Annotated in this window: 20 protein-coding genes; 9 read left to right on the top strand and 11 right to left on the bottom strand. The window is 72.3% G+C overall.

Features of this window, described 5'->3' with window-relative positions; genetic code table 11:
• Positions 1-26: 26 nt before the first annotated feature.
• Positions 27-1700 carry a SulP family inorganic anion transporter gene (locus tag ACF09J_RS26085; protein ID WP_392307931.1) on the bottom strand — a complete coding sequence of 558 codons (1674 nt, stop codon included), beginning with the start codon at positions 1698-1700 and terminating at the stop codon, positions 27-29.
• A 332-nt stretch (positions 1701-2032) separates the two neighbouring features.
• Between ACF09J_RS26085 and ACF09J_RS26080 the strand changes: the two genes are divergently transcribed.
• Positions 2033-3250, top strand: a complete 1218-nt coding sequence (locus tag ACF09J_RS26080; RefSeq protein ID WP_392307856.1) for an MFS transporter — start codon at positions 2033-2035, stop codon at positions 3248-3250.
• A 38-nt stretch (positions 3251-3288) separates the two neighbouring features.
• Here ACF09J_RS26080 and ACF09J_RS26075 read toward each other — a convergent pair whose 3' ends face one another.
• A complete protein-coding gene (locus ACF09J_RS26075) occupies positions 3289-4764 on the bottom strand; it encodes an APC family permease (RefSeq protein WP_392307855.1) in 1476 nt (491 codons plus the stop codon).
• Positions 4757-6448 (bottom strand): amidohydrolase, encoded by a 1692-nt coding sequence (locus ACF09J_RS26070; protein WP_392307854.1) that lies wholly within the window; start codon positions 6446-6448, stop codon positions 4757-4759. Before ACF09J_RS26070 ends, ACF09J_RS26075 begins: the two co-directional genes overlap by 8 nt.
• Positions 6449-6576: 128 nt before the next feature.
• Here ACF09J_RS26070 and ACF09J_RS26065 point away from each other — a divergent pair, with 128 nt between their 5' ends.
• Positions 6577-7176, top strand: coding sequence for a TetR/AcrR family transcriptional regulator (locus tag ACF09J_RS26065; RefSeq protein WP_392307853.1), 600 nt, complete (start codon positions 6577-6579; stop codon positions 7174-7176).
• A 47-nt stretch (positions 7177-7223) separates the two neighbouring features.
• Here ACF09J_RS26065 and ACF09J_RS26060 read toward each other — a convergent pair whose 3' ends face one another.
• From ACF09J_RS26060 to ACF09J_RS26040, 5 genes are all read right to left on the bottom strand, one after another.
• On the bottom strand, positions 7224-8516 hold the full coding sequence (locus ACF09J_RS26060) for a hypothetical protein (RefSeq protein ID WP_392307930.1): 1293 nt from the start codon (positions 8514-8516) through the stop codon (positions 7224-7226).
• Between the two features lie 292 nt (positions 8517-8808).
• Positions 8809-9843 (bottom strand): LacI family DNA-binding transcriptional regulator, encoded by a 1035-nt coding sequence (locus ACF09J_RS26055; RefSeq protein ID WP_392307852.1) that lies wholly within the window; start codon positions 9841-9843, stop codon positions 8809-8811.
• A gap of 204 nt (positions 9844-10047) precedes the next feature.
• Positions 10048-10242: a ferredoxin gene (locus tag ACF09J_RS26050; protein WP_141365015.1), complete on the bottom strand. Its 195-nt coding sequence runs from the start codon at positions 10240-10242 to the stop codon at positions 10048-10050.
• Between the two features lie 50 nt (positions 10243-10292).
• Positions 10293-11528, bottom strand: coding sequence for a cytochrome P450 (locus ACF09J_RS26045; RefSeq protein WP_392307851.1), 1236 nt, complete (start codon positions 11526-11528; stop codon positions 10293-10295).
• A 91-nt stretch (positions 11529-11619) separates the two neighbouring features.
• Positions 11620-12825 carry an NAD(P)/FAD-dependent oxidoreductase gene (locus ACF09J_RS26040; protein WP_392307850.1) on the bottom strand — a complete coding sequence of 402 codons (1206 nt, stop codon included), beginning with the start codon at positions 12823-12825 and terminating at the stop codon, positions 11620-11622.
• Positions 12826-13271: 446 nt separating this feature from the next.
• Here ACF09J_RS26040 and ACF09J_RS26035 point away from each other — a divergent pair, with 446 nt between their 5' ends.
• A complete protein-coding gene (locus ACF09J_RS26035) occupies positions 13272-13412 on the top strand; it encodes a hypothetical protein (protein WP_392307849.1) in 141 nt (46 codons plus the stop codon).
• Between the two features lie 54 nt (positions 13413-13466).
• Positions 13467-14684 (top strand): MFS transporter, encoded by a 1218-nt coding sequence (locus ACF09J_RS26030; protein ID WP_392307848.1) that lies wholly within the window; start codon positions 13467-13469, stop codon positions 14682-14684.
• A 130-nt stretch (positions 14685-14814) separates the two neighbouring features.
• Here ACF09J_RS26030 and ACF09J_RS26025 read toward each other — a convergent pair whose 3' ends face one another.
• Together ACF09J_RS26025 and ACF09J_RS26020 are read right to left on the bottom strand one after the other, a co-directional pair.
• Positions 14815-15192 (bottom strand): hypothetical protein, encoded by a 378-nt coding sequence (locus ACF09J_RS26025; protein WP_392307847.1) that lies wholly within the window; start codon positions 15190-15192, stop codon positions 14815-14817.
• The gene (locus ACF09J_RS26020; protein ID WP_392307846.1) at positions 15189-16364 is read right to left on the bottom strand and encodes an MFS transporter; all 1176 of its coding nucleotides are present in this window, start codon (positions 16362-16364) and stop codon (positions 15189-15191) included. Before ACF09J_RS26020 ends, ACF09J_RS26025 begins: the two co-directional genes overlap by 4 nt.
• Positions 16365-16519: 155 nt before the next feature.
• Here ACF09J_RS26020 and ACF09J_RS26015 point away from each other — a divergent pair, with 155 nt between their 5' ends.
• Positions 16520-16891 (top strand): hypothetical protein, encoded by a 372-nt coding sequence (locus tag ACF09J_RS26015; protein WP_392307845.1) that lies wholly within the window; start codon positions 16520-16522, stop codon positions 16889-16891.
• Here ACF09J_RS26015 and ACF09J_RS26010 read toward each other — a convergent pair.
• A complete protein-coding gene (locus tag ACF09J_RS26010; protein WP_392307844.1) occupies positions 16888-17844 on the bottom strand; it encodes an EamA family transporter in 957 nt (318 codons plus the stop codon). The two genes, ACF09J_RS26015 and ACF09J_RS26010, sit on opposite strands and share 4 nt — an antisense overlap.
• 39 nt (positions 17845-17883) lie before the next feature.
• On the opposite strand from ACF09J_RS26010, the gene ACF09J_RS26005 reads away from it, so the two are divergent.
• The 4 genes from ACF09J_RS26005 (at position 17884) to ACF09J_RS25990 (ending at position 20921) form a co-directional block, all read left to right on the top strand.
• A complete protein-coding gene (locus ACF09J_RS26005) occupies positions 17884-18408 on the top strand; it encodes a MarR family winged helix-turn-helix transcriptional regulator (RefSeq protein WP_392307843.1) in 525 nt (174 codons plus the stop codon).
• A gap of 33 nt (positions 18409-18441) precedes the next feature.
• A complete protein-coding gene (locus ACF09J_RS26000) occupies positions 18442-18633 on the top strand; it encodes a hypothetical protein (protein WP_392307842.1) in 192 nt (63 codons plus the stop codon).
• Positions 18634-18802: 169 nt separating this feature from the next.
• Entirely contained in the window at positions 18803-20041 is a 1239-nt protein-coding gene (locus tag ACF09J_RS25995; protein WP_392307841.1) for an MFS transporter, read from the top strand.
• Positions 20042-20096: 55 nt separating this feature from the next.
• The gene (locus ACF09J_RS25990; protein ID WP_392307840.1) at positions 20097-20921 is read left to right on the top strand and encodes an aldo/keto reductase; all 825 of its coding nucleotides are present in this window, start codon (positions 20097-20099) and stop codon (positions 20919-20921) included.
• Positions 20922-20938 lie beyond the last annotated feature (17 nt).

Raw genomic sequence — 20938 nt, 5'->3', positions numbered from 1 at the left:
TCCGGACCACTCGGCATCGCATCCACCTACTCGTCAAGAACATGCGCCCTATCCTCGCGTGTTCCGTCGCGTCCCTGTCCAGCCGGTGCCGTCGGCCCGGCGGGCAGGAGCCCGGCCAGACGCAGGTGATCGCGTGCGGCGTGGATCGCCTCGGGCGTGGTGACGTAGTCGCGCCCCTCGTGCCGCAGCAGTTCCAGAGCGCCCACGGAGTCGAGTGCCTGCCGCTGCTCGGGACGGATACCGGAGGCCAGGACGACGATGCCGCGCCGGTTCAGCTTCTCCACCGCGTCTTTGAGGACGAGGGCGCCGGTGGCGTCCATCGTGGACACCCGCGACATCCGCAGGACGACGACCTTCACGTCCGCGACCTCGGTCAGCTCCAGCAGGAAGCGGTGCGCGGCGGCGAAGAACAGCGGACCGTCGATGCGGTAGGCGACGATGTGCTCGGCGAGCAACCGGTGCTCCTCGTCGGTGTGATCGCCCCGGTCGAGGGACACCTGGTCGAAGCGGGCCTGCTTCGCCACGGCCCGCAGGGCGAGGGCCCCGGCCGTCAACAGGCCGATGATCACCGCGTACACCAGGTCGAGGGCCAGCGTCGCCGCTGCCGTCAGGACGAGGATCACGGCGTCGGACCGGGTGGCCCTGGCCATCGCCTTCAGCGAGCCGACCTCGACCATGCGGATCGCGGTGGCCAGCAGCACACCGGCCAGCGCCGCCAGCGGGATCCTCGACACCAGGGGCGCCGCCGCGAAGACGATCACCGCGAGGACGGCGGCGTGGGTCAGGGCGGCCAGCCGGGAGCGGGCACCCGTGCGCACATTGACGGCGGTGCGCGCGATGGCTCCGGTGGCCGGGACACCACCGAACAGCGGCGCGGCGATGTTGGCCAGACCCTGGCCGAGCAGCTCCCGGTCCGGGTCGTGCCGCTGCCCCACGGTCATGGCGTCGGCGGCGGCCGCTGACATCAGCGACTCCAGTGCGGCCAGCGCGGCCACCGCCACGGCCGGGGCGAGCAGCGAGCCGAGCGAGCCGGGGTCGAAGAAGGAGAGGGAAGGCAGCGGCAGTCCGGCGGGCAGGTCGCCGATCGGCTGGGCGTCCAGCCCTGCGGCCTGGGCCACGACCGTGGCGGCGATCACGGCGACGACGGAGAACGGCACGGTCGGCCGCCACCGCGCACCGGCCAGCATGAGCACGACCACACAGACCGCGAATCCCACGGCGGTCCAGTCCGGCGCCTTCACGAACCCCGCGACCGCGTGCCAGGTGACGACGAGCACCTTGTCGCCCTCTGGTTTGGGCACGCCCAGCGCGTTCGGCACCTGCTGGAGCCCGATCACTCCGGCGATGCCGAGCGTGAATCCCTCGATCACGGGAGCCGGCACGTACTGCATGTACCGCCCGGCCCTGAACGCGGCGAGGAGGACGAGCATCACGCCGGCCATCAGGCCCACCGTCAGAACGGCGGTCGGGCCGTACTGGCCGACGATCGGCACCAGGACCACGGTCATCGCCCCGGTCGGTCCCGAGACCTGGAGGTTCGATCCGCCGAACACGGCGGCCAGCGCGCCGGCGACCACCGCGGTCGCCAGGCCCGCCTCGGCCCCGAGCCCGGAGGACACCCCGAAGCCGAGGGCGAGCGGCAGCGCCACGATCGCCACGGTGAGCCCGGCGAGCAGGTCGCGGCGCGGATCACGCCGCATCTGGGTCAGGTCGGAGCGGGAGGGCAGCAAGGAGGTGATCCGTTGGTGGAGCGCAACCGGCACGATCCCTCAGCTTCCCCTCGCAGAGCCCCACCGGGCGAGCCACAGACAGACGCTGTGCCCCCGGCTACCTAGGGGCACAGCGAGTACAGCATCTAAGCAATTGCGAAATTTAGCAATCGTGAAATCCGGTATGCCCTGTTTGTGTGGCCAAGGGGGTGCTACGAGCTGATTGGGGCACGCCGGCCCCGGGCGACGGGAGCCGAGCCACCCAGGCAGGACACCGCCCCGTAGGCTTCTCCCGCCCACTTGGTTCCGGAGCAGGGGAGACCATGAACGCCGGCATACAGCGCGCCGCGATCGCCGCCGTACAGGTGCTCGGCCTCGCCGTCTGGTTCTCCATGTCGGCGGTGGTTCCCACACTGCGCGGGGAGTGGGGGCTCGACTCCGCCGACGCCGTATGGCTGACCGCGGCGGTCCAGCTCGGGTTCGTCACCGGCGCGCTCACGTCCGCCGCCCTCACCCTCGCCGACCGTCTCCCACCGCAGCGCCTTCTCGCCGGCGGCGCCGCCGCGGCCGCCGTGTGCACCGTGCTGCTGGCCGTGTCGGTCGACCGGCTCGCCACAGCCGTGCCACTGCGCTTCGTGACCGGTGTGTGCCTGGCCGGTGTGTATCCGGTCGGCATGAAACTCATGGCCTCCTGGGCGCCCGGCGCCGCACGCGGCAGGTCCATGGGCGTGCTCATCGCCGCCCTGACGCTCGGATCGACCCTTCCGCACCTCATCGCCGGTGTCGGGTCGCTGCCCTGGCGAGGCGTTCTCCTGGTCGCGTCGGCCGCCGGACTCCTGGCCTCCTGCATCGCGCTGGCCTTCATCCGCGTCGGCCCCCATGCCGCCCCGGCCGCGCCCGCCCGCAACCCCCGCTACGCGCTGACCATGTTCACCCAGCGCGGCCCCCGCTCGGCCAACCTCGGCTACTTCGGGCACATGTGGGAGCTCTACGCCCTGTGGACCTGGATCCCCGCATTTCTCGCCGCCACGGACAGCGCCGGTCGCCTTCCCGGGTCCGTCGAGGTCACCGTGTTCCTCACCATGGGGATCGGCGGCGTCGTCGGCTGTCTGCTCGGCGGCTGGGGCGCCGACCGCTACGGCCGCCCTCCCGCCGCCATCGCGGCCCTGCTCACCAGTGGTCTGTGCTGTCTGCTCTCACCGCTGCTCGTGCACTCCCCGCCGGTGCTCGTGGTCGTGTTCTGCGCCCTGTGGGGCGCCGCGGTGATCGCGGACTCCGGAGTGTTCTCCACCGCCCTCAGCGAGGTCGCCGACTCCCGCTACATCGGAACGGCCCTCACGGCCCAGACCGCGATCGGGTTCGCGCTCACGGTCGTCAGCATCCAGCTGACCCCGCTCCTCGCCGAGGCCGTCGGCTGGCGGTACGCGTTCCTCCTGCTGGGCCCCGGCCCGTTGGCCGGCGCCCTCGCCATGCGCGCCCTGAGAACTGGAACCGGTTCCGCTGAACGTGCAGGACGAGGGCGTACCGCTCTCCGGCGCTGACCGCTCCGTCCGGCCGGGGACCTGAGCACTCCGCGGACCTACTCCTCCAGGTTCAACGTCTGCACCGGGCGGCGGAATCCGCCCGTGCGGAGCGTGAGGATCCCCACGCCCAGCAGCGCCCAGATGACGCCCACCACCTTGGCCGGGGTGTCCAGGCTGACCCACAGGGCCGCGTTCACGACGAACCCGAGGGCCGGCAGCACCAGTTGCAGCACGGCGGCGACGGGTCCACGGGCCTCCGCCTGCCCGGCACGCCGGTCGCGCACCCAGAACCCGATCACCGCGAGGTTCACCGCGGCGAAGGCGACGTAGGCGCCGAAGTTGATCAGTGAGGCGGCGCTGCCGAGGTCCAGGAAGACGGCGGAGGCGGCGATGAGGCCCACGATGAGCACGTTGAGGGCGGGGACGCCGGTACGCGGGTCGACCCGCCCGAAGACCGCGCGCGGCAGCATGCCGTCGCGGCCCATGGCGAACAGCAGCCGCGCCGCACTCATCTGCTGGGTCAGACCGCATCCGAGGACCGCGGTGAGGTAGCCGCCCACGAACACCGCCTGGAACGCGGCACCGCCGATGTACTTGGCGATCTCCGGCGAGGCGCCCACGATGCTGCCCACGGCCGAGACGTCCGGGAAGAGCGTCTGCATGGCGTAGGTGATGGCCAGGAAGAACACCCCGGCGGCAGCCACGATGAGCAGGATGGCCCGCGGGATGTCCCGGCGCGGGTGCTCGGCCTCCTCGGAGAGGGTGGAGACGGCGTCGAAGCCCAGGAACGACAGGGCCAGCAGCGAGGCGCCGCTGAGCAGGGCGGGCAACGGCACCGAGGCCGGGTCCCAGCCGGTGCTCCCGAAGGACTGGCCATGGGTGCTGATGGCACGCACGGCGAACACCAGGAACGCGATGGCAACGCCGGCCTGGATGACCACGAGCGCCACGTTCACCTTGGCTGCCAGTCGCACGCCCACCAGGTTCAGCGCCGTGCAGACCACGACGGTGGAGAGCACCCACACCCACGCCGGGACGCCGGGCAGCACGGCGCCCATGTAGATCGCGGCCAGCAGGGCGTTGAGCATGGGCAGCAGGACGTAGTCCAGCGTGGCCGACCAGCCCACCAGGAAGCCCACGGGCGCCCCGAGCGACTTGCCGGCGTAGGTGTACACGGATCCGGCGGAGGTGATGCGGCGGGCCATCCGCGCGTAGCTGAGCGCCGTGAGGCCGACCGCGACCAGGACGGCCAGGTAGGCGAGCGGCACATGTCCGTCGGTCGCTTCGGAGACCAGACCGAAGGTGTCGAACACCGCCAGCGGCGCCATGAAGGCCAGGCCGAGGAAGACGATGTGGCGCAGCTTCAGGCTGCGGCGCAACTGTGCGCCGCCCGGGGCCTCCTCGGCCCGGTCGCCGTCGGCGGCGGTCGCGGCGTCCCGCGCGGTGCCGCGGTGTGCGGCGGACGAGGGGTTCGACGCGGTCCGTGTGGCGGTGCCCTCGGCGGCGCCCGGGGGAAGGCTGCTGTCAGACATGGGCGTGACCGCCTTCGGCGTGGGCGGAGCAGGAGGTGAGCGGACCGTAGTGGCCGGCGGTGGCGCGCGCGCCGGCGGCCTCGTGGACCACCTCGCCGCCCACCCAGGTGACCTCGGCCCGCTGCTGGAGCAGCGCCGCCGGGTCCGGTTCGAGCGCGTACAGGTCCTCGGACCAGGCGACGAGGTCGGCCTTGGCGCCCTCGCGGATGACACCGTACTCGTTCTCCCGGTGCCAGGCCCAGGCGCCCTCGGCGGTGTAGCCGCGCAGGGTGTCGTCGAGTCCCAGCCGCTCCGCGGGGGTCCAGGCGTCCATGCCGTCGAGCCCGGCCCGGGTCAGCGCCGAGTAGAACCCGATGAGCGGGTCCATCTCCCCCACCTGCCAGTCGCTGGAGAGGGCCACATGGGCGCCGGACGCCATGAGCGAGCGCAGCCGCCAGGCGCGGTCCCAGCGGGACTCGCCGACGTTCTCCATCCAGGTGCCTGCCACGAGGTCCGGGGAGCAGTGGCGCGGCTGCATGCAGGCGGTGACGCCCAGCCGGGCGAAGCGAGGCAGGTCCTCCGGGGCGAGGCACTCGACGTGCACGATCCCGTGGCGCCGGTCGCGTGTGCCGTTGGTGCGCGCGGCGTGCTCGATCGCGTCCAGGGCCAGGCGGATGCCCCCGTCGCCCGTCGCGTGGGTGTGGGTCTGGAAGCCGAGGCGGTCCAGTTCGGTGATGACCTGGGTGAGCTCGCCCAGTGGTGCGGAGGGGTGGCCGCGGTACCCGGGCCGGTTGGCGTAGTCCTCCAGCATCCAGGCGTTGTGGGGCTCGATCACGTCGTCGGCGTAGAGCTTGACGGGACCGAACGCGAGGCGGTCACCGCTCGGGGCGGCGTCCGCCGCCGCACGCAACCGCTGCCGGAACGCGCCGTCGGACCCCATCGGGTGGAAGAGTGCCGCGACGACGCGGGAGCTGAGGCGCCCCTCGTCCCGGGCGCGCTGGAACAGGTCGATCTCCGCGAGCGGGACCTGCGGTTCCACGACGGTGGTGATACCGGCGGCGGTGGCCATCTCCAGGCTGCCCAGCAGCTTCCGGTAGCGCCGCTCGGGCGAGTACATGGGGATGTCGCGCTGGAGGCCGGCCAGGCCCGCCGTCGTCATGGCGCTCGTGTAGAAGTCGGTGACCCATCCGGTGGCGCGGCCGTCGGCGTCCCGCTCCGGGCGGCCCCACGGGATGTCGCCGCCGTCGTCCAGGCGCAGCGCGCGGATCGCGGCGTCGTTGAGCCACACCGAGTGCTGGTCGTAGGTGGTGACGAAGACGGGGCGCGAGGTGAGGCCGGCCAGGTCGCGGGCGTGGGGGCGGCGGCCGTGGACCACCGAGTACACGGCGTTCTCGGCGCAGACCCAGGTCAGGTCGGGACGCGCGTCGGCGAGTTCGGAGATACGGCGGCGGACCTCGTCGAGGGTCTCCGCGCCCTCGAGGCTGACGGCGTCGGGGTCGAAGCCGAGCAGCAGGTGGTTGTGGCTGTCGACGATGCCCGGGGTGAGGAGGCCTCCGTCCAGGCGGCGGTGCTCGCGGGCCGCCGGGGCCTCCGCCTCGTCGCCCACGAACGCGATGCGCCCGCCGGTGATGCCGACGGCGCCGGCCCACGGGCGGGAAGCGTCGAACGTGCGCACACGGGCGCCGGTGATCAGGGTGTCCAGCATGGTCGTCCTTGGTTCTGAGCCGCGCCACGAACGCGCGGCGAAGGTGCGCCGAGACGGTGCGCGCATTTTTTGTCATCGGCGTCAAAGAATGGTTCGAGTCTCATGAGCGTCTCGGCTACTGTCAAGGGATGGCCCGCCGAAAAAACCAGGACGAACGCCGCGCCCACCTCATCCAGGCGGTCATCGACACGACCGCCGAGACCGGTCTCCGCTCTCTCTCGCTCGCGGACGTGGCGCGCAAGGCGGGGCTGACCCGAGGGGCCGTCCTGTACTACTACGACGACCTCGACGCGCTGCTGAGCGAGGCCTACCGCGCGGGCATGGAACGCTTCTGCGACCGACGGGACGCGTTGCAGGGCACGATCGAGGAACCGGCGCGACTCCTGGGGGAGACGATCCGCGCCGGACTCCCGACGGGCCCCGACGACGCGCTGATGCGCCTGCTGTACGAGTTCGACGTGCTGGCGGAGAGCTCCCCGCTGCACACCAAGCTGGTCGAGTCGATGTACGAGCGGCAACTGGCCACGTACCGGACCGTCCTCGAACTCGGCGCCGCGGCCGGGGCGTTCAACCTAGTCCTGGACACGCCGACGGCGGCCCTGAACCTGGTGGCGCTGGAGGACGCCTACGGACTGCACATCGTGGCCGGCAACGGCCAGATCAGCGTGGAACGGGCCGTCGAGGCGATGTTCGACGCGACGCGCGCGTTCGGCGCACCCGCCGCCTGACCACTTCCTTCCCTCTTCCGCACCGACTCGTCAGCGGGCCCTGACCGTCATCCGGCAGGTGGCGCCGGGCGGTTGAGGTCCTCCACGCCGGGTGCTCCGGTGACGGGGGTCAGGGTGCGCCGCAGAGCGTCCGCCAGACGGCCGGCCTGTTCCCGGGTGTACCAGGCGCGGGGCTGGACGAGGTCCAGACGGAGCGCCTTGTCGTGGCGGCTGACGAAAAGGGTCGGGACGGGGCCGGGCGGGATGGTGAGGACGTGCGCGCGCGTGGCGGTCAGACCGGCAGGCAGCGCGGGCGGATCGCAGGAGTGGGTGACATTGCTGACGGCCACCGTGACGGCCGCGGAGGCCAGCCGGTGCAGCATGTGCGCGGTGGCCAGGTACTCCAGTTCGGCGTGGCCGGCGTCCAGGGCCGTTTCGACTTGGCGGCCGATCTCCGCGGCGGTGGTGCCGAGTTCGGTTCCCGGGCCGACGGTGACCGTCGCCGAGGCGGTGGACGCGGCGAAGGCGAACTCGTCCGCCGTCAGTGGCGGATGAAGCCGTGACCGCAGGTCGACGGGGATCAGACAGGTCAGTTGTGCATGGTCGTCCTGGGCGGCCTCGGGGGACAGCAGGTCGCGGACAGCGGTCGTCGCGACGGCGCAGAGCAGGCTGTTGGCGCTCGCGCCGCGTCGGCGCGCCTCGCGTGCCAGTGCTTCGGTCTGCCGGGCGGAGAGGGTGAACCGGTGGCGGTGGGCTCCGTCGGCCGGACCCGGTCTGCCGTCGTGTGCGGCGCGCGGCACGAGGGCGGCGGGCTGCGACGCGTCCAGCCGTGCCGACCAGCGGGCGGCGTAGGCGGCGACGTCGGCCGGGCTGTGCCGGGCGAGCAGGCGCCCCTCCACGGACGGAGGGAGCCCGGCGGATTCGGCGGGTGATGCTTCGGCGATGCCCGCGGCCAGTTCCCGGTGGATCCGCCACAACCGCCGGTGCAGCGCCAGCACACAGGCGGCGTCGCTGACGGCATGCCAGGCCAGCAGCGTCAGCGTGTGCTCACGGAGGCCGTCGCGATGAAGAACGGCGCGCAGCACCTGGTCGCCCGGCCGGAGGAAAGGAGCGTCGTGCGGGGCCCAGCCGTCCGATGCGAAACTCAGGTCGACCGGCGGATCAGCAGGGTCGCGCCGTAGGACGAGGCCGTCGGGTCCCTCGACGATGCGGGCCGACAGAACCGGCGTCCGCCGAGCCAGCTCCCGGACGGCCGCGCGCAGCAACCCGGTGTCCAGACCCCCGTGGAGAGTCCAGCCGACGACGGTGGGACTGCCGGTGGCGGCCATCGCCGCCTCGCTGGGCGCCAGCGCACGTTGCACGGTCAACTCCACCCCTCCGTGGGCTCGTTGGCGCATCAGGCCGGTCTCGCTCAGGCCGTGGCAGCACAGTCGACCACGGGCCACGCGCGGGCAGGAGGGGGCACGCCCCGCGCACAGGTGCGCACCGCGGTGGGAGCCACTCTGGTCCGTGCGGGGCGTGGTGTGCCGCCTTCGGAGCAAGTGCGGACCCTCGCAGGTCACCGTCCCAGCGACGGGCACGACGACATGGCCGTCCCCGCGCCGCGCACCCCACCGTCCGCATGACCCCGGCGCTCCGGGCCCGGGTGCCGGGTCAGCGCGGCGTGGAGTGGACTCCCGGCGCGCTGCCGGTCGACTCCCTGATCTCGAGCCGGGTCGGCAGCACCAACGGCCGCCCCGCGGCTTCGTCCGGCCCGTCCATCGCCTTGCGCAGCTCCCGCGCACCCAGGCTGCCCAGCTCGAACGAGGGGAGTCTCACCGTGGTCAGCGACGGCTGCACGATCCGGGACATCGGCTGGTCGTCGGCGCCCGCCACGGACACCTCCGCCGGCACCCCCACCCCGAGGTCGCGCAGCGCCGCCATCGCGCCGAACGCCTGGAGGTCGGAGCCGCACACCAGCGCCGTCACCCCGGCAGCGCGCCAGGAGGGCCAGTTGCCGGCCACGCTGTCGTACGCCGCCGTCACGTCGATGGGGGAGCGCGCCACCACGACGCCCACCTCCTCCGACGTCTTCCGCGCCTCGGCGGTGAACGCCTTGCGGCGCGCCTCCAGGGTCCGGGTCCGGGTGTCGATGTCGAGGTAGGCGAAGCTCCGGTGACCGAGATCCGTCAGATGACGGGCGAGTTCCCTGGCGCTGCCCGCGACGTCCAGATTGACGCGCGGCAGGTCCTTCTGCCGCCCCGGGGAGTCGAGGATCACCACCGGGCACGACGGGTTCAGCGACGTCACCAGGTCGCTCTCGACCGTGGAGATGATCAGGCCGTCCACGCCCAGGTCGAGCAGCCGCCGGACGCTCTCCTGGCTGACCGTCTGGCCCAGGGCGGTGACCACGGTGAGGACCTGGTACTCCGGGCTCAGCTCGCTGAGCAGGCCCATCTGCACACTGCTGAAGAAGGGGGTCGCGACATCGGGAGCGACGTAGCCGACGATGCCGGTCCGGCCCGTGGCGAGGCTGCGGCCACGGCGGTCGATGCGGTAACCGAGCCGCTGCGCCGCCGCGTGGACCCTGTCGCGGGTGGCCTGGTTCGCCCGCCCGGAGTCCTTCCCGTTCAGGACCAGCGACACGATGGAGACCGACACCCCCGCCTCGGCGGCGACATCGGCGCCCGTAACCCGGCGGCGTGCCACGAGTGCCACTCCCTTCCCGCCGGAGGCCGGCGACCAGCCCCTGCGAGCACCACGGCCCGGTCCGACCGGGCCCGTAGGCGTCGATGATACGTTCCGCGGTCCAGGGTCGCGGCGGCCGGTGATCGTTACCGGCCACGCCCCGGACGGGACCGGCGGCGGCCGTGACCGGCCGCCGCCAGGCGGACGCGCGCACCAGGACCGGGGTCAGTCCACGATCCGCAGGGCCCGCTCCGGGCAGGCCTCGACGGAGTTGCGGGCCTCCTCGAGCAGCTCGGCCGGGATCTCGTCGACCAGGGCGACGGCGATGCCGTCCTCCCGGAGGTCGTAGATCTTCGGCCAGCCGAAGTAGCACAGACCGTGGCCCTTGCAGAGGGCTTCGTCGACCTGCAGGCGTGGCATGGGTTTCCTCCTACTGACTGCTGACGTGCTGTCGGGATACGGGCCGGGGCTCAGCGAGCGGACACGCGGACCGACTCCATGCCCCAGATGACGAAGGCGGAGTTGCGGCGCGGCTCCTCGACGAGGCCGAGACCGGGGCACAGGTCCCGGATCGAGGTGAAGGTCTCCTCCAGCTCGATCCGGGCCAGCGGCGCGCCCAGGCAGGCGTGCACGCCGCCGCCGAAGTTGACGTGGCGGGAGGCGTTCACCCGGCCGACGTCCAGCACTTCGGGGTCGGCGAACAGACGCGGGTCCCGGTTCGCCGCGCCGTACAGCATCGCGATCTTCGAGCCGAAGGGGATCTTTTGGCCGCCGATCTCGACGTCGTCGGCCAGCACCCAGCGCTCGAAGAGCTGGAGCGGGGGATCCCAGCGGATGACCTCCTCCACCGCCTGGCGCGGGGCCACTTCCCCGGAGGTCACCCGCGCCCACTGGCCGGGGTGGCGCAGCAGGGCGGTCATGCCGTTGCCGGTGGTGTTGACCGTGGCCTCGTGGCCGGCGTTCAGCAGGACGATCACCGTGGACACGATCTCGTCGTCGGTGAGCTTCCCGCCCTCCTCCGTCTCGGCCTCGACCAGGGCGCTCACCAGGTCGTCGGCGGGCTGCCGGCGGCGCTGCGCGATCAGCTCGCGGACGCAGGCGATGAAGGCCGCGGCCGAGTCGTTGGCCCGCTGGGCCTGCTCCTCGATGGTGTCGAGTTCGTACATCTTCACCATCGCGTGCGCCCAGTCCAGGAACAGTGGCGCGTGCTCCTGGTCGGCGCCGAGCAGCTCGCAGACGATCGACACCGAGTACGGCATCGCGTAGTCGTGCAGCAGGTCGAACTCGCCCTGCTCGACGAGGCTCGAGAGCAGCTTCCGGGAGCGGGCGCGGACCGCGTCGCGCATCTGCGTCACCCGGCGCGGGGTGAAGGCGGAGGACACCAGCGAACGGATCCGGGTGTGGTCCGGCTGTTCCAGGTCGAGCAGGCTCCACCGCTCGGCCTGCCAGAAGTCGGCCCACCGGGCGTCGCGCGGCGCGACCCCCATCTCCTCGGGGGTGTACTTGTGGCTGAAGTTCCGGGTGAGGCGGGCGTCCCGCTGGCACGCGAACACGTCCTCGTGGCGGGTCACGAGCCAGAGCCCCAGCGACTCCGCCCTCACGACGGGGGTGTTCTCCCGCAGGTGGCTGAGAACCGGGTAGGGGTCCTTCAGGAACTCCGGGTCGGTCGGATCGAAAATCTGCGCGTCCTGCCGCGAACTGCCCATGGCTCTTCCTTTCAACGTCAACGCTTGCCGGTGCGGCGGTCAGCCGGTGCACCGGATCACGGCTCCTCGGACCGCCTGCCGGCGGGTCCGTTCAGCCGATGGGCGGCCCCAGCCGCTCGCACTCCTCAGCGATCCTTCTGCGCGAGAGCATCGCGTCCCTCGGACGGTTGACCGTCGTCGCGCCGGTCAGCCGGTCGCCGAGCCGGTGTGTGACGAACAGGGCGCCGTCGCCGTCGTGTTCCACCTCGCTGTGTCCGCCCGCGAGGATGCGGCCGACGTGCTGGATCTTCATGTCGAGCTGGTCGGACCAGAAGTACGGCACATGCACGAACGGGGTACGGGCCGCGTCCTCGCCCCGCAGTTCGCCCAGGAGGTTCGCGGCCGCCGCCGCACCCTGCTCGCGGGCGGTGCTCCAGTGCTCGACGCGCATCCGGGCGCCGAAGGCGGGGTTGTGCCAGCGTGCCGCGTCACCGGCTGCGTAGACCAGGTCCGCCGAGGTGCGGCAGTAGGCGTCGGCCTCAATGCCGTCGCCCAGGTCCAGGCCCGATCCGGCCAGCCACGCGGTGGCCGGGCGCACCCCCACACCGGCGACGACGATGTCCGCCTCGATCGCCCGGCCGTCGTCCAGGACGACGGTGGAGACCCGCCCGTCACCGCGGACCTCCGCCACCGAACGCGACGTCAGCAGGGTGACCCCGCTGTCCCGGTGCGCGGCACACACCCGTTCGGCGACGACCTCGCCGACCGCAGGGGCGAGCGGCAGCGGAAGCAGCTCGACGACGGTGACGTCGAGCCCCAGCCGGACGGCGGTCGCAGCCACCTCCAGGCCGATGAAGCCGGCGCCGACGAGCACGATCGACCGGGCGGTCTGCAGCGATCCGCGCAGTACGAGGGCGTCCTCCAGGGTGCGCAGCCGGCGCACCCTGGACTGCTCGCCGGGGAAGGGCAGAGGCCTGGACTCCGTTCCCGGGGCCAGGACGATCCCGGACGCCCGCAGCTCGGATCCGTCGCTCAGCCGCAGTACCCGCTCCCCGGGCTCCAGCCCGGTCACCGACGCGCCCAGCGAGAGGGTGACCCCCAGCCGGGACCAGTGCGCGGTCGACTGGAACTGCAGCGCGGGGAGGTCGAGCCCGCCCTGGAGGACCTGCTTGGACAGCGGCGGCCGGTCGTAGGGGAGGTGCGCCTCCGCCTCGATCAGCCGGATCTCCCCGTCATGGCCCCTGGCCCGCAGCGCCTGCGCGGCCGAGGTACCGGCGACGGAACCGCCCACGACGCATATGCCCGACCGATCGCCCACGTCTTGCTCCAACTCGCCGGCCGACAGGCGCTCGACCGGTATCCCGTGATCCGTTCGGCAGCACTGAAAAGGCTTCTGAAAAGTGCGTGGGGCAGGGCCGGAGAAGCGTCCCGACTCATGCCCCCATCGGGAACCTACGTCCCGGCGGCGCATTTAGTCAATCGTTTGACTTGCGTCTGCCGGGCGGTGCGGGGTTGCGCGGCCCCTGGTGGTGCCCTGACGCTAGTCGCCCCGGGGTCGTGGCAGGCCGTGCGGGTGCGGGGGCGGCGAGGGTGAGCCTCGGATGCGCGGCCATTTGGTATACTATTGACACTCCGTGTCCCTCCCCGTCCGAGTGCCGACGTGCGCAGCACCAACCGTTACGGCGGCACCGCCCTGATCCCCGCCAGCGAACGGCGTACGCGGCCCGGCTGAGCGGGGCGGGACCGCGGTGGCGGCCGCTTCCTGTGCAGTACGCCGACTACACGCTGTGGCAGCGTGACACCCTCGGCGACGACCGGGACCCGTACAGCACCATGGCCCGGCAGATCGCCTTCTGGCGGCGCGGCTACCAGCAGATCGTCAAGGAGATCGACCGGGCGTCCTGACAAGACCGGGGGAGGCGGAGTGAACGGCAGTGCGAACGGCCTACCATCTACGGAATGTTGAAGCAACAAGGTGACGGTGCCGCCTGCCGGGAAGCGGTCCCGGTGTGGCGCGTGCCGGGAATGCGGCCTCTGCTGGCCTCGACCGCGCTGGGCTTCGCCGGCCTGTCGTTGCTGATGCCGGTCGCCCCTCTGTGGGCGCTCGAGGGCGGCGCGGACGAACTGGGCGCGGGCCTGGTCAACACCGTGCTGATGCTCTTCACGGTGATCGCCCAGCTACTGGTCGGCCGGATCCTCGGGCGTCTTGGCTGGCAGAGGTCACTGACCCTCGGCTCGTGCCTGCTCGGACTTCCCGCCCTGGGGCACCTGGCCACCAGCCAGGCCGCGGCCGTCATGGCCCTCGCGGCCGTGCGGGGCCTCGGCTTCGGGATCCTCACCGTGTGCGGTGCGACCGGGGTGGCCGCGCTCGTCGAACCCGCCCGCCGCGGCCGGGCGGTCGGCGCCTACGGGCTCGCCATCGCGGCCCCGCAGTGCCTGCTCATCCCCGTCGCGCCCTGGCTGGCCGAGAGCGTCGGATTCTGGCTGGTGTTCACCTGCGCGGCCGTGCCCCTGCTCGCCGTCCCGCTGGCACCGCGGGTGGCACGCGCCCTGCACGACAGCGGCGACGTGTCCGCCGCACCGGCCGAAGCACGGGACACGAACCGACTGCGCCGTGTCCTGATAGGTCTGATCGCCGCGCTGCTCGTCATCACCGCGGCCGGTGGCGCCATCCTCACCTTCACCCCCCGCCTGCTGTCCGACCAGGTCGCCGTCTACCTCGCGCTCTTGGCCTTCACCGCGACGGCGGCGCTGTGCCGGTGGGGATTCGGACACGTCGCGGACCGCAGGGGCGCCGCCCCGGCGATCGCCCCGCTGCTGTTCGCCGGCGCCGCCGGGCTCGCCGTGATCGGCGCGGGCGCGGTGGACGGTGCCGGGGCGGCCGGGTCCGTTCTGGTCGTGACCGGGATGCTCGTCGTGGGCGTCGCCTACGGCGGCCTGCAGAACCTGACCCTGGTGCAGGCCTTCGCCGCCGCCGGCGAGCGGGTGCGCTCCTCCGTCAGCGTCGCCTGGAACGTCGGCTTCGACGCGGGCACCGGGCTCGGCGCCTTCGCCGCCGGCGCGGTCGTCACCGTGAGTTCCTACACGGTCGCGTACGCGACTCTCGCGACCGCAACCGCCCTTGTGGGCGCCTGCTGGGCGGGCGCGCGGTGGCGCAACCGCGCGGCGGCGGGGTGAACGGCGCCGCGAACTCTTCGAGGGGCCTCACGTAGCGGGGCCGATGGCACGCCAGCCGCACGATGTAGGGCGCCATAGGTCGCGTGCTCCGCTCATGCGGCGGGGAACGAACGGGGCCGCGCGCCCACCCTCACGCGGTGGGACCCTGGGGCCGCGCGCCGACCCTCACCCGGTGGGGATCCCGGTCCGGGGTGGTGCCCGGCCTCGGGTGGCGGGACCCCCAGTTCGTGCGTGTGCCCGGCCTCGTGGGGCGGGACGACCCGGGGCCCGCCAGCACGGCCGTCGCGGCGGCCGCCAGCACCAGCGCGGCCAGGGGGACCCAGATCGCCGTGGTGAACCCGTGCACGGCAGCGGCCCGCGTGCCGCCGTGGAACGCCGCGGCGGCACTGGCGGCCACGGTGTTGAAGGCGGCCGAGCCGATGGAACCACCCACCTGCTGGGCGGAGTTGACCGACGCCGAGGCGATCCCCGAGTCCTGGGCCGGCACGTTGGCGGTGGCGCTGGTCATGATGGCCAGGAAGCTGCCACCGTTGCCGACGCTGAACGTGACCAGCGCGGGAGGACGTTCGCGGCGTAACTGGAGTCCGGCGTCAGCAGCGTGAACTGGAACAGTCCGCAGGCGGCGAGGGACAGGCCCACCGTCATCATGACGCGGGGGCCGAGCCTGGGCAGCAGGCGCGTGCCGAGCTGGGTCGCGGTCGCGGTCGTGACGACGCTGATGGGCAGGAAGCCCAGGCCGCTCGCCACGGCGGACCAGCCCAGCACGGTCTGCAGGTAGTAGGTGAGGAACAGGGCGACGGACAGTTGCCCCATCATCAGGGCCCCACCGGCCAGCAGCGCGGCGACGCGGCGGCGGTCGCGCAGGAGCCGCGGCGGCAGGAGCGGGGCGGCGGTACGGGTCTGCCACCAGGCGAACGCCGCAAGCAGCGCCATCCCTCCGACCAGCGCCCCGAGTACGAACGGCGAGGTCCAGCCCAGCGCCTCGGCCCGGCTGCAGCCGTACACCACGGTCGTCAGACCGCCACAGCCCAGCACGGCCCCGGCGACGTCGACGCGCCCGGACGGGCGCCGCGCGCGGTCGTGCGGTGTCCAGATGCTGCCGAGCAGTGCCAGAAGGGCGATGGGCACGTTGACCAGCAGGCACCAGCGCCAGCCCGCCCACTGGGTGAGCAGCCCGCCGAGCACCACTCCGAGGGAGCCGCCGGCGCCGCCGAGAGCACCGAAGACGGCGATGGCCTTACGACGCTCACGCGGGTCGGTGAACGTGGTGGCGACCAGGGCGAGCGCCGAGGCGGCGAGCAGGGCCGCGAAGGCGCCCTGCACGGCCCGGGCGGCGAACAGGACCTGAGTGGTGGGCGCGACGCCTCCGGCGGCCGAGGCCACCGCGAAGCCCAGCAGCCCCGACACGAACACCCGCTTGTGCCCCGCGTGGTCCGCGACACGCCCGGCGAGCAGCAGCAGCCCACCGAACGCCACGGTGTACGAGGTGACCACCCACGGCCGATCCCCGTCCGACATCCCCAACTGCGTCTGCATGGACGGCAGCGCCACATTCACGATGGTGCTGTCGAGCAGAATCATCAACTGCGCCAGCCCGAGAACGCACAGCGCCCACCAGCGCCGGGAGTCGGGTAGCTGCGACTGGCAGACGGGGGTCGAGGTCGGTGCGGCGGCATGCATACTTTTCTGTATACCAAAAATGCAGGGCAGGGCGGATACTCTGACCACCGTCAACGGCGGAGCAGGACAACAAGGGCGGGACGCGGCACGGTGGTGAATGGCATACATCCGCCGGGTGACGCCCCTGCCGGATCGGCCCCGGCGTCTTCTAGCGCGTGACGAACGGCTTCCTGATCCCGAGCACCACCCTGGGCTCGGCGCCGGTCGACGACGTGAACCAGATGGCCAACCTGCGCTACCCGTCGAGCCTCTACCTCGCCCAGTTCTCCGTGAACGACAACTACCTGGCGTACTCGACGTACACCATCTGGGGCTCCCTCGGCTCCTGGGACGGCCCCACCAAGGTGAAGGTCGCCAAGGCCTCCGACGTGCTGGCCGGCGTGAACGACTTCAGCCGCGTCTCCTGCTCCTCCGGCTCGCAGCTGGCCCCGTCCCTCGGTGACGGCCGGCGCGTCGTCTGGCTCGACACCACCGCCGCCTCGACGGACGTCGTGACCCGCAAGACGTTCGCCAACACCTGCGCCTAGTCCCGACGGCAGTCCGGCACCGAGGGCGGCCACCGGTTCGACCGGTGGCCGCCCTTGTCGTGCCCGTCGAGCGGCTGGGGAGGCACTTGACCACGGCCGCGCCGGCCCGCGCGTGCGGGCCGGCCGAGGACGACTCCGGCCAGGACGAGAGCCAGCCCGCACTGTTGCTGGACCGTCAGCGCTTCTCTGGCGACCACTGTGCCGAGCAGCACGCCCGTGACGGGGTTGAGGAGTCCGACCAGTCCTACGGTCCCCGCGGGCAGGTGCCGCAACCCGGTGAACCAGGCGGTGAAGGCCAGAGCGGTCGCGACCAGGGCGACGTAGCCGAACGCGAGGAGCGCCGGTGCGCGGAGCGCGGGCGGAGGACCCTCCGCCACCGCGGCGACCGGCAGCAGGAACAGACCTCCGGCGGTGAGCTGCCAGGCGGTCGAGGCGAGCACGTCGGCACCCGCGCTCCACCGCTTGGCCAGGATGTGGCCGAAGGACGACACCAGCATGGCCCCGGCCGAGGCGAGGACTCCGGGCACGCTCACCCCTCCCACCCCCGTGAGCAGCATGAGACAGACCCCGCCGAGCCCTGTCGCGGCGCCGGCCAGGTGCGAGATGCCGGGCCGTTCGGACACCAGGGCCCAGGCGATGAGCATCATCGCCAGCGGGGACACCGCCATGACGGTCGAGGCGACGCTCGTGGGCAGCAACTGGGAGGCGGCATAGACGAGTACGAAGAACACGCTCACGTTGAGCAGTCCGAGCACGGCGGACCGCCACCACCAGGCGCCGCGTGGCCGCTGCCGGCACAGGGCCAGCAGGACCAGGCCTGCGGGCAGCGCCCGCAGGGCGGCCCCGAAGAGCGGGCGGTTCGCCGGCAGGAACTCGTGGGTGACGAAGTAGTTGGTCCCCCAGGCCACCGGCGCGACCGCGGTGAGAACCACCCGGCGAAGATTAGTTTCCATGGAAGGCAATATAGCTTCCATGGAAGTTACTATGGGTCCATGGACGATCCGCAACCGCTGGACCACGTAGCCCGCATCCAGGCCGACTGGCGCCGCGAACGGCCCGACGTCGACATCACCCCGCAGGGAGTGATCGGCCGGCTGCACCGCCTGGCCGGCCGGCTCACCGAGGAGCTGTGCCTCGTCTACGGCCGCTACGGTCTCGGCGAGGGGGAGTTCGACGTCCTGTGCGCACTGCGCCGCGCCGGTGAGCCCTACGAAAGGGCGCCCGGTGAGCTCGCCGCGTACACCATGGTCACCACTGGTGCGGTCACCAAGAGAGTCGACCGTCTGGAGCAGGCCGGACTCGTCACCCGCCGCCGTTCCGCCGACGACCAGCGCGGCCGGATCGTCGCCCTCACCCGGCCCGGACGCGAACTGATCGACCGCGCGTTCACCGACCACATGCGCAACGAACGCCGACTGCTGGATCTGCTGACGCCCACCGAGGCCGGGGCACTCGAAACGCTGCTCGCCACCTGGCTCTCCCGCATGGACGATCCGCGCCCTTCCGGCGGCGCATGACCCGCCGCCGCCCCCGGCCGGCCGTGTCAGGCGGTGGACGGGGTCTTCGAGGCCCTGATGGACCCGACCGCCGCCGACATTCCCGGCGGCGCCCTCTACTACCTGTGCGGCCCCTTGTCCTTCATGCAGGCCGTACGGAGCCGGCTGATCGAGCACGGCGTCGCCCCGCACGACATCCAGTACGAGGTCTTCGGCCCCGATCCGTGGCAGGCCGACGTGGACTGAGGGAGCCGGACGCGGCCCCGGGGTGGCGGCCGGGCGGAACGTACGTGCCGGCCGCCCTGCGCATGTCCGCCACCTGGCCGCGTTTGCCATTAACCGTCGCGTGCAATTATTGTCGAACGCATGTAAGGCGCTTGCGCACTCTAGCTTTGCACGTCAAAGGACCCTCGTCATGCCGCTCGCACTGCTGGCCCTCGCCATCGGGGCCTTCGGAATCGGCACCACGGAATTCGTGATCATGGGGCTGCTGCCCCAGGTCGGCGCGGACCTCGGCGTGTCCGTGCCGACGGCCGGCTTCCTGGTCACCGGCTACGCCCTCGGCGTGATGATCGGCGCGCCGATCATGACCGTCCTCGGCACCAGGATCTCCCGCAGGAACATGCTCATGCTGCTCATGGGCCTGTTCATCCTCGGCAACGTCATCTCCGCCCTCGCCCCGGTCTTCGCCGTCATGCTGATCGGCCGCGTGGTGGCCTCCCTGGCCCACGGCGCCTTCTTCGGCATCGGCTCCGTCGTCGCCGCCGAACTGGTGGCGCCCGAGAAGAAGGCCGGCGCGATCTCGATGATGTTCACCGGGCTGACCGTGGCCAACGTCGTCGGCGTGCCGCTGGGCACGTACGTGGGCCAGCACGCCGGCTGGCGCGTGACCTTCCTGCTCGTCGCCGCCCTCGGCGTGCTCGGCCTGGCCGGTGTCGCCAAGCTCGTACCCGACCTGCCCAAGCCGGAGGGTGTGCGGCTGCGCCACGAGGTCGCCGCCTTCAGGAACACCCAGGTCATCCTGGCCATGGCGATGACGGTTCTCGGCTTCGGGGGAGTGTTCGCCGCGATCACCTACATCGCGCCGATCACGACCGAGGTCGGCGGCTTCGCCGAATCCTCCGTCACCTGGCTGATGGTGGTCTTCGGTCTCGGCATGGTGGCGGGCAACCTCGCCGGCGGCCGTTTCGCGGACCGCAAGCTCATGCCCATGCTCTGCACCGCCCTGGGCGGTCTGGCGCTGGTCCTGCTGCTGTTCACCTTCCTGGCCTCGGGCAAGGCCGCGTCCGTCGTGGCCGTCTTCCTCATCGGCGCTCTCGGCTTCGCCACCGTCCCGCCGCTGCAGAAGCGCGTCCTGGACCACGCCCACGGCGCGCCGACACTCGCCTCGGCGGCCAACATCGGCGCCTTCAACCTGGGCAACGCCCTGTCCGCGTGGCTCGGCGGCCTGGTGATCTCCGCCGGCCTCGGCTACACCGCGCCCAACGCGGTAGGGGCCGTGCTGGCCGCCGCCGCTCTGGTGCTGGCCGTCGTCTCGCACCGGCTCGAACTGCGGCCCACCCGCACCGTCACGGGCTCCGGCCCGGCGCACCCCGACCCCGCGGCGGCCCCCGCCCCCGGCGCCCCCGCCGCGGCTGGAGCCGTCCGCTCCTGACACCCCGCACCCAGCAGTACAGAAGAACCCAGCAGTACCGAAGAAAGGAACCCTGATGTCCTCCGTGCCGAACGTGACGCTCAACAACGGTGTGGCCATGCCGCAGTTGGGCTTCGGTGTCTTCCAGGTCCCCGACGAGGAGACCACCGCAGCGGTCACCAGCGCCCTGGAGGCCGGCTACCGCAGCATCGACACCGCCGCGGTCTACGGCAACGAGCGCGGTGTCGGCCGGGCCCTGGCCGCCTCCGGCCTGCCCCGTGAGGAGCTGTTCGTCACGACCAAGGTGTGGAACGACGACCAGGGTCACGACCGGACCCTGGCCGCGTTCGACGCCTCCCTGGAGAAGCTGGGCCTCGACCACGTCGACCTGTACCTCGTCCACTGGCCCACTCCGGCCCGCGACCTGTACGTGGAGACCTACAAGGCGCTGGAGAAGATCCTCGCCGAGGGGCGGGCCCGCGCCATCGGAGTCTCGAACTTCCAGGTCCCCCACCTGCGGCGGCTCATGGAGCACACCGGCATCACCCCGGCGGTCAACCAGGTGGAGCTGCACCCGGGCCTCCAGCAGACCGCGCTGCGCGCCTTCCACGCCGAGCACGGGATCGCCACCGAGGCCTGGAGCCCCCTGGCCCAGGGCGCCGTCCTCGGGGACGAGGCGATCGTGCGAGCCGCCGAGGCGTACGGCGTGGCCCCGGCACAGGTCGTGCTGCGCTGGCACCTGCAGACCGGCAACATCGTGATCCCCAAGTCCGTCACGCCCGAGCGCATCCGGCAGAACCTGGACGTCTTCGGCTTCGAGCTCACCGACGCCGACATGGCCGCTCTCACGGACCTCGACCGCGGTCTGCGCACCGGCCCGGACCCCGACACCCTCAACTGACCGAGACGTTCCCGGAG

Origin of the sequence: Streptomyces sp. NPDC014889, from assembly GCF_043081205.1 — a bacterium.
Classification (GTDB): Bacteria; Actinomycetota; Actinomycetes; order Streptomycetales; family Streptomycetaceae; genus Streptomyces.
This window is presented reverse-complemented; position numbering and strand designations above follow the sequence as displayed.

Coding starts and splice junctions, on each gene's coding strand:
- ACF09J_RS26005 (WP_392307843.1), top strand. CDS start 17,884: ATGGACGATCCGCAACCGCTGGACCACGTAGCCCGCATCCAGGCCGAC.
- ACF09J_RS26050 (WP_141365015.1), bottom strand. CDS start 10,242: ATGCCACGCCTGCAGGTCGACGAAGCCCTCTGCAAGGGCCACGGTCTG.
- ACF09J_RS26065 (WP_392307853.1), top strand. CDS start 6,577: ATGGCCCGCCGAAAAAACCAGGACGAACGCCGCGCCCACCTCATCCAG.
- ACF09J_RS26070 (WP_392307854.1), bottom strand. CDS start 6,448: ATGCTGGACACCCTGATCACCGGCGCCCGTGTGCGCACGTTCGACGCT.
- ACF09J_RS25990 (WP_392307840.1), top strand. CDS start 20,097: ATGTCCTCCGTGCCGAACGTGACGCTCAACAACGGTGTGGCCATGCCG.
- ACF09J_RS26075 (WP_392307855.1), bottom strand. CDS start 4,764: ATGTCTGACAGCAGCCTTCCCCCGGGCGCCGCCGAGGGCACCGCCACA.
- ACF09J_RS26080 (WP_392307856.1), top strand. CDS start 2,033: ATGAACGCCGGCATACAGCGCGCCGCGATCGCCGCCGTACAGGTGCTC.
- ACF09J_RS26010 (WP_392307844.1), bottom strand. CDS start 17,844: ATGGAAACTAATCTTCGCCGGGTGGTTCTCACCGCGGTCGCGCCGGTG.
- ACF09J_RS26085 (WP_392307931.1), bottom strand. CDS start 1,700: ATGCGGCGTGATCCGCGCCGCGACCTGCTCGCCGGGCTCACCGTGGCG.
- ACF09J_RS26045 (WP_392307851.1), bottom strand. CDS start 11,528: ATGGGCAGTTCGCGGCAGGACGCGCAGATTTTCGATCCGACCGACCCG.
- ACF09J_RS25995 (WP_392307841.1), top strand. CDS start 18,803: ATGCCGCTCGCACTGCTGGCCCTCGCCATCGGGGCCTTCGGAATCGGC.
- ACF09J_RS26030 (WP_392307848.1), top strand. CDS start 13,467: ATGTTGAAGCAACAAGGTGACGGTGCCGCCTGCCGGGAAGCGGTCCCG.
- ACF09J_RS26025 (WP_392307847.1), bottom strand. CDS start 15,192: ATGACCAGCGCCACCGCCAACGTGCCGGCCCAGGACTCGGGGATCGCC.
- ACF09J_RS26020 (WP_392307846.1), bottom strand. CDS start 16,364: ATGCATGCCGCCGCACCGACCTCGACCCCCGTCTGCCAGTCGCAGCTA.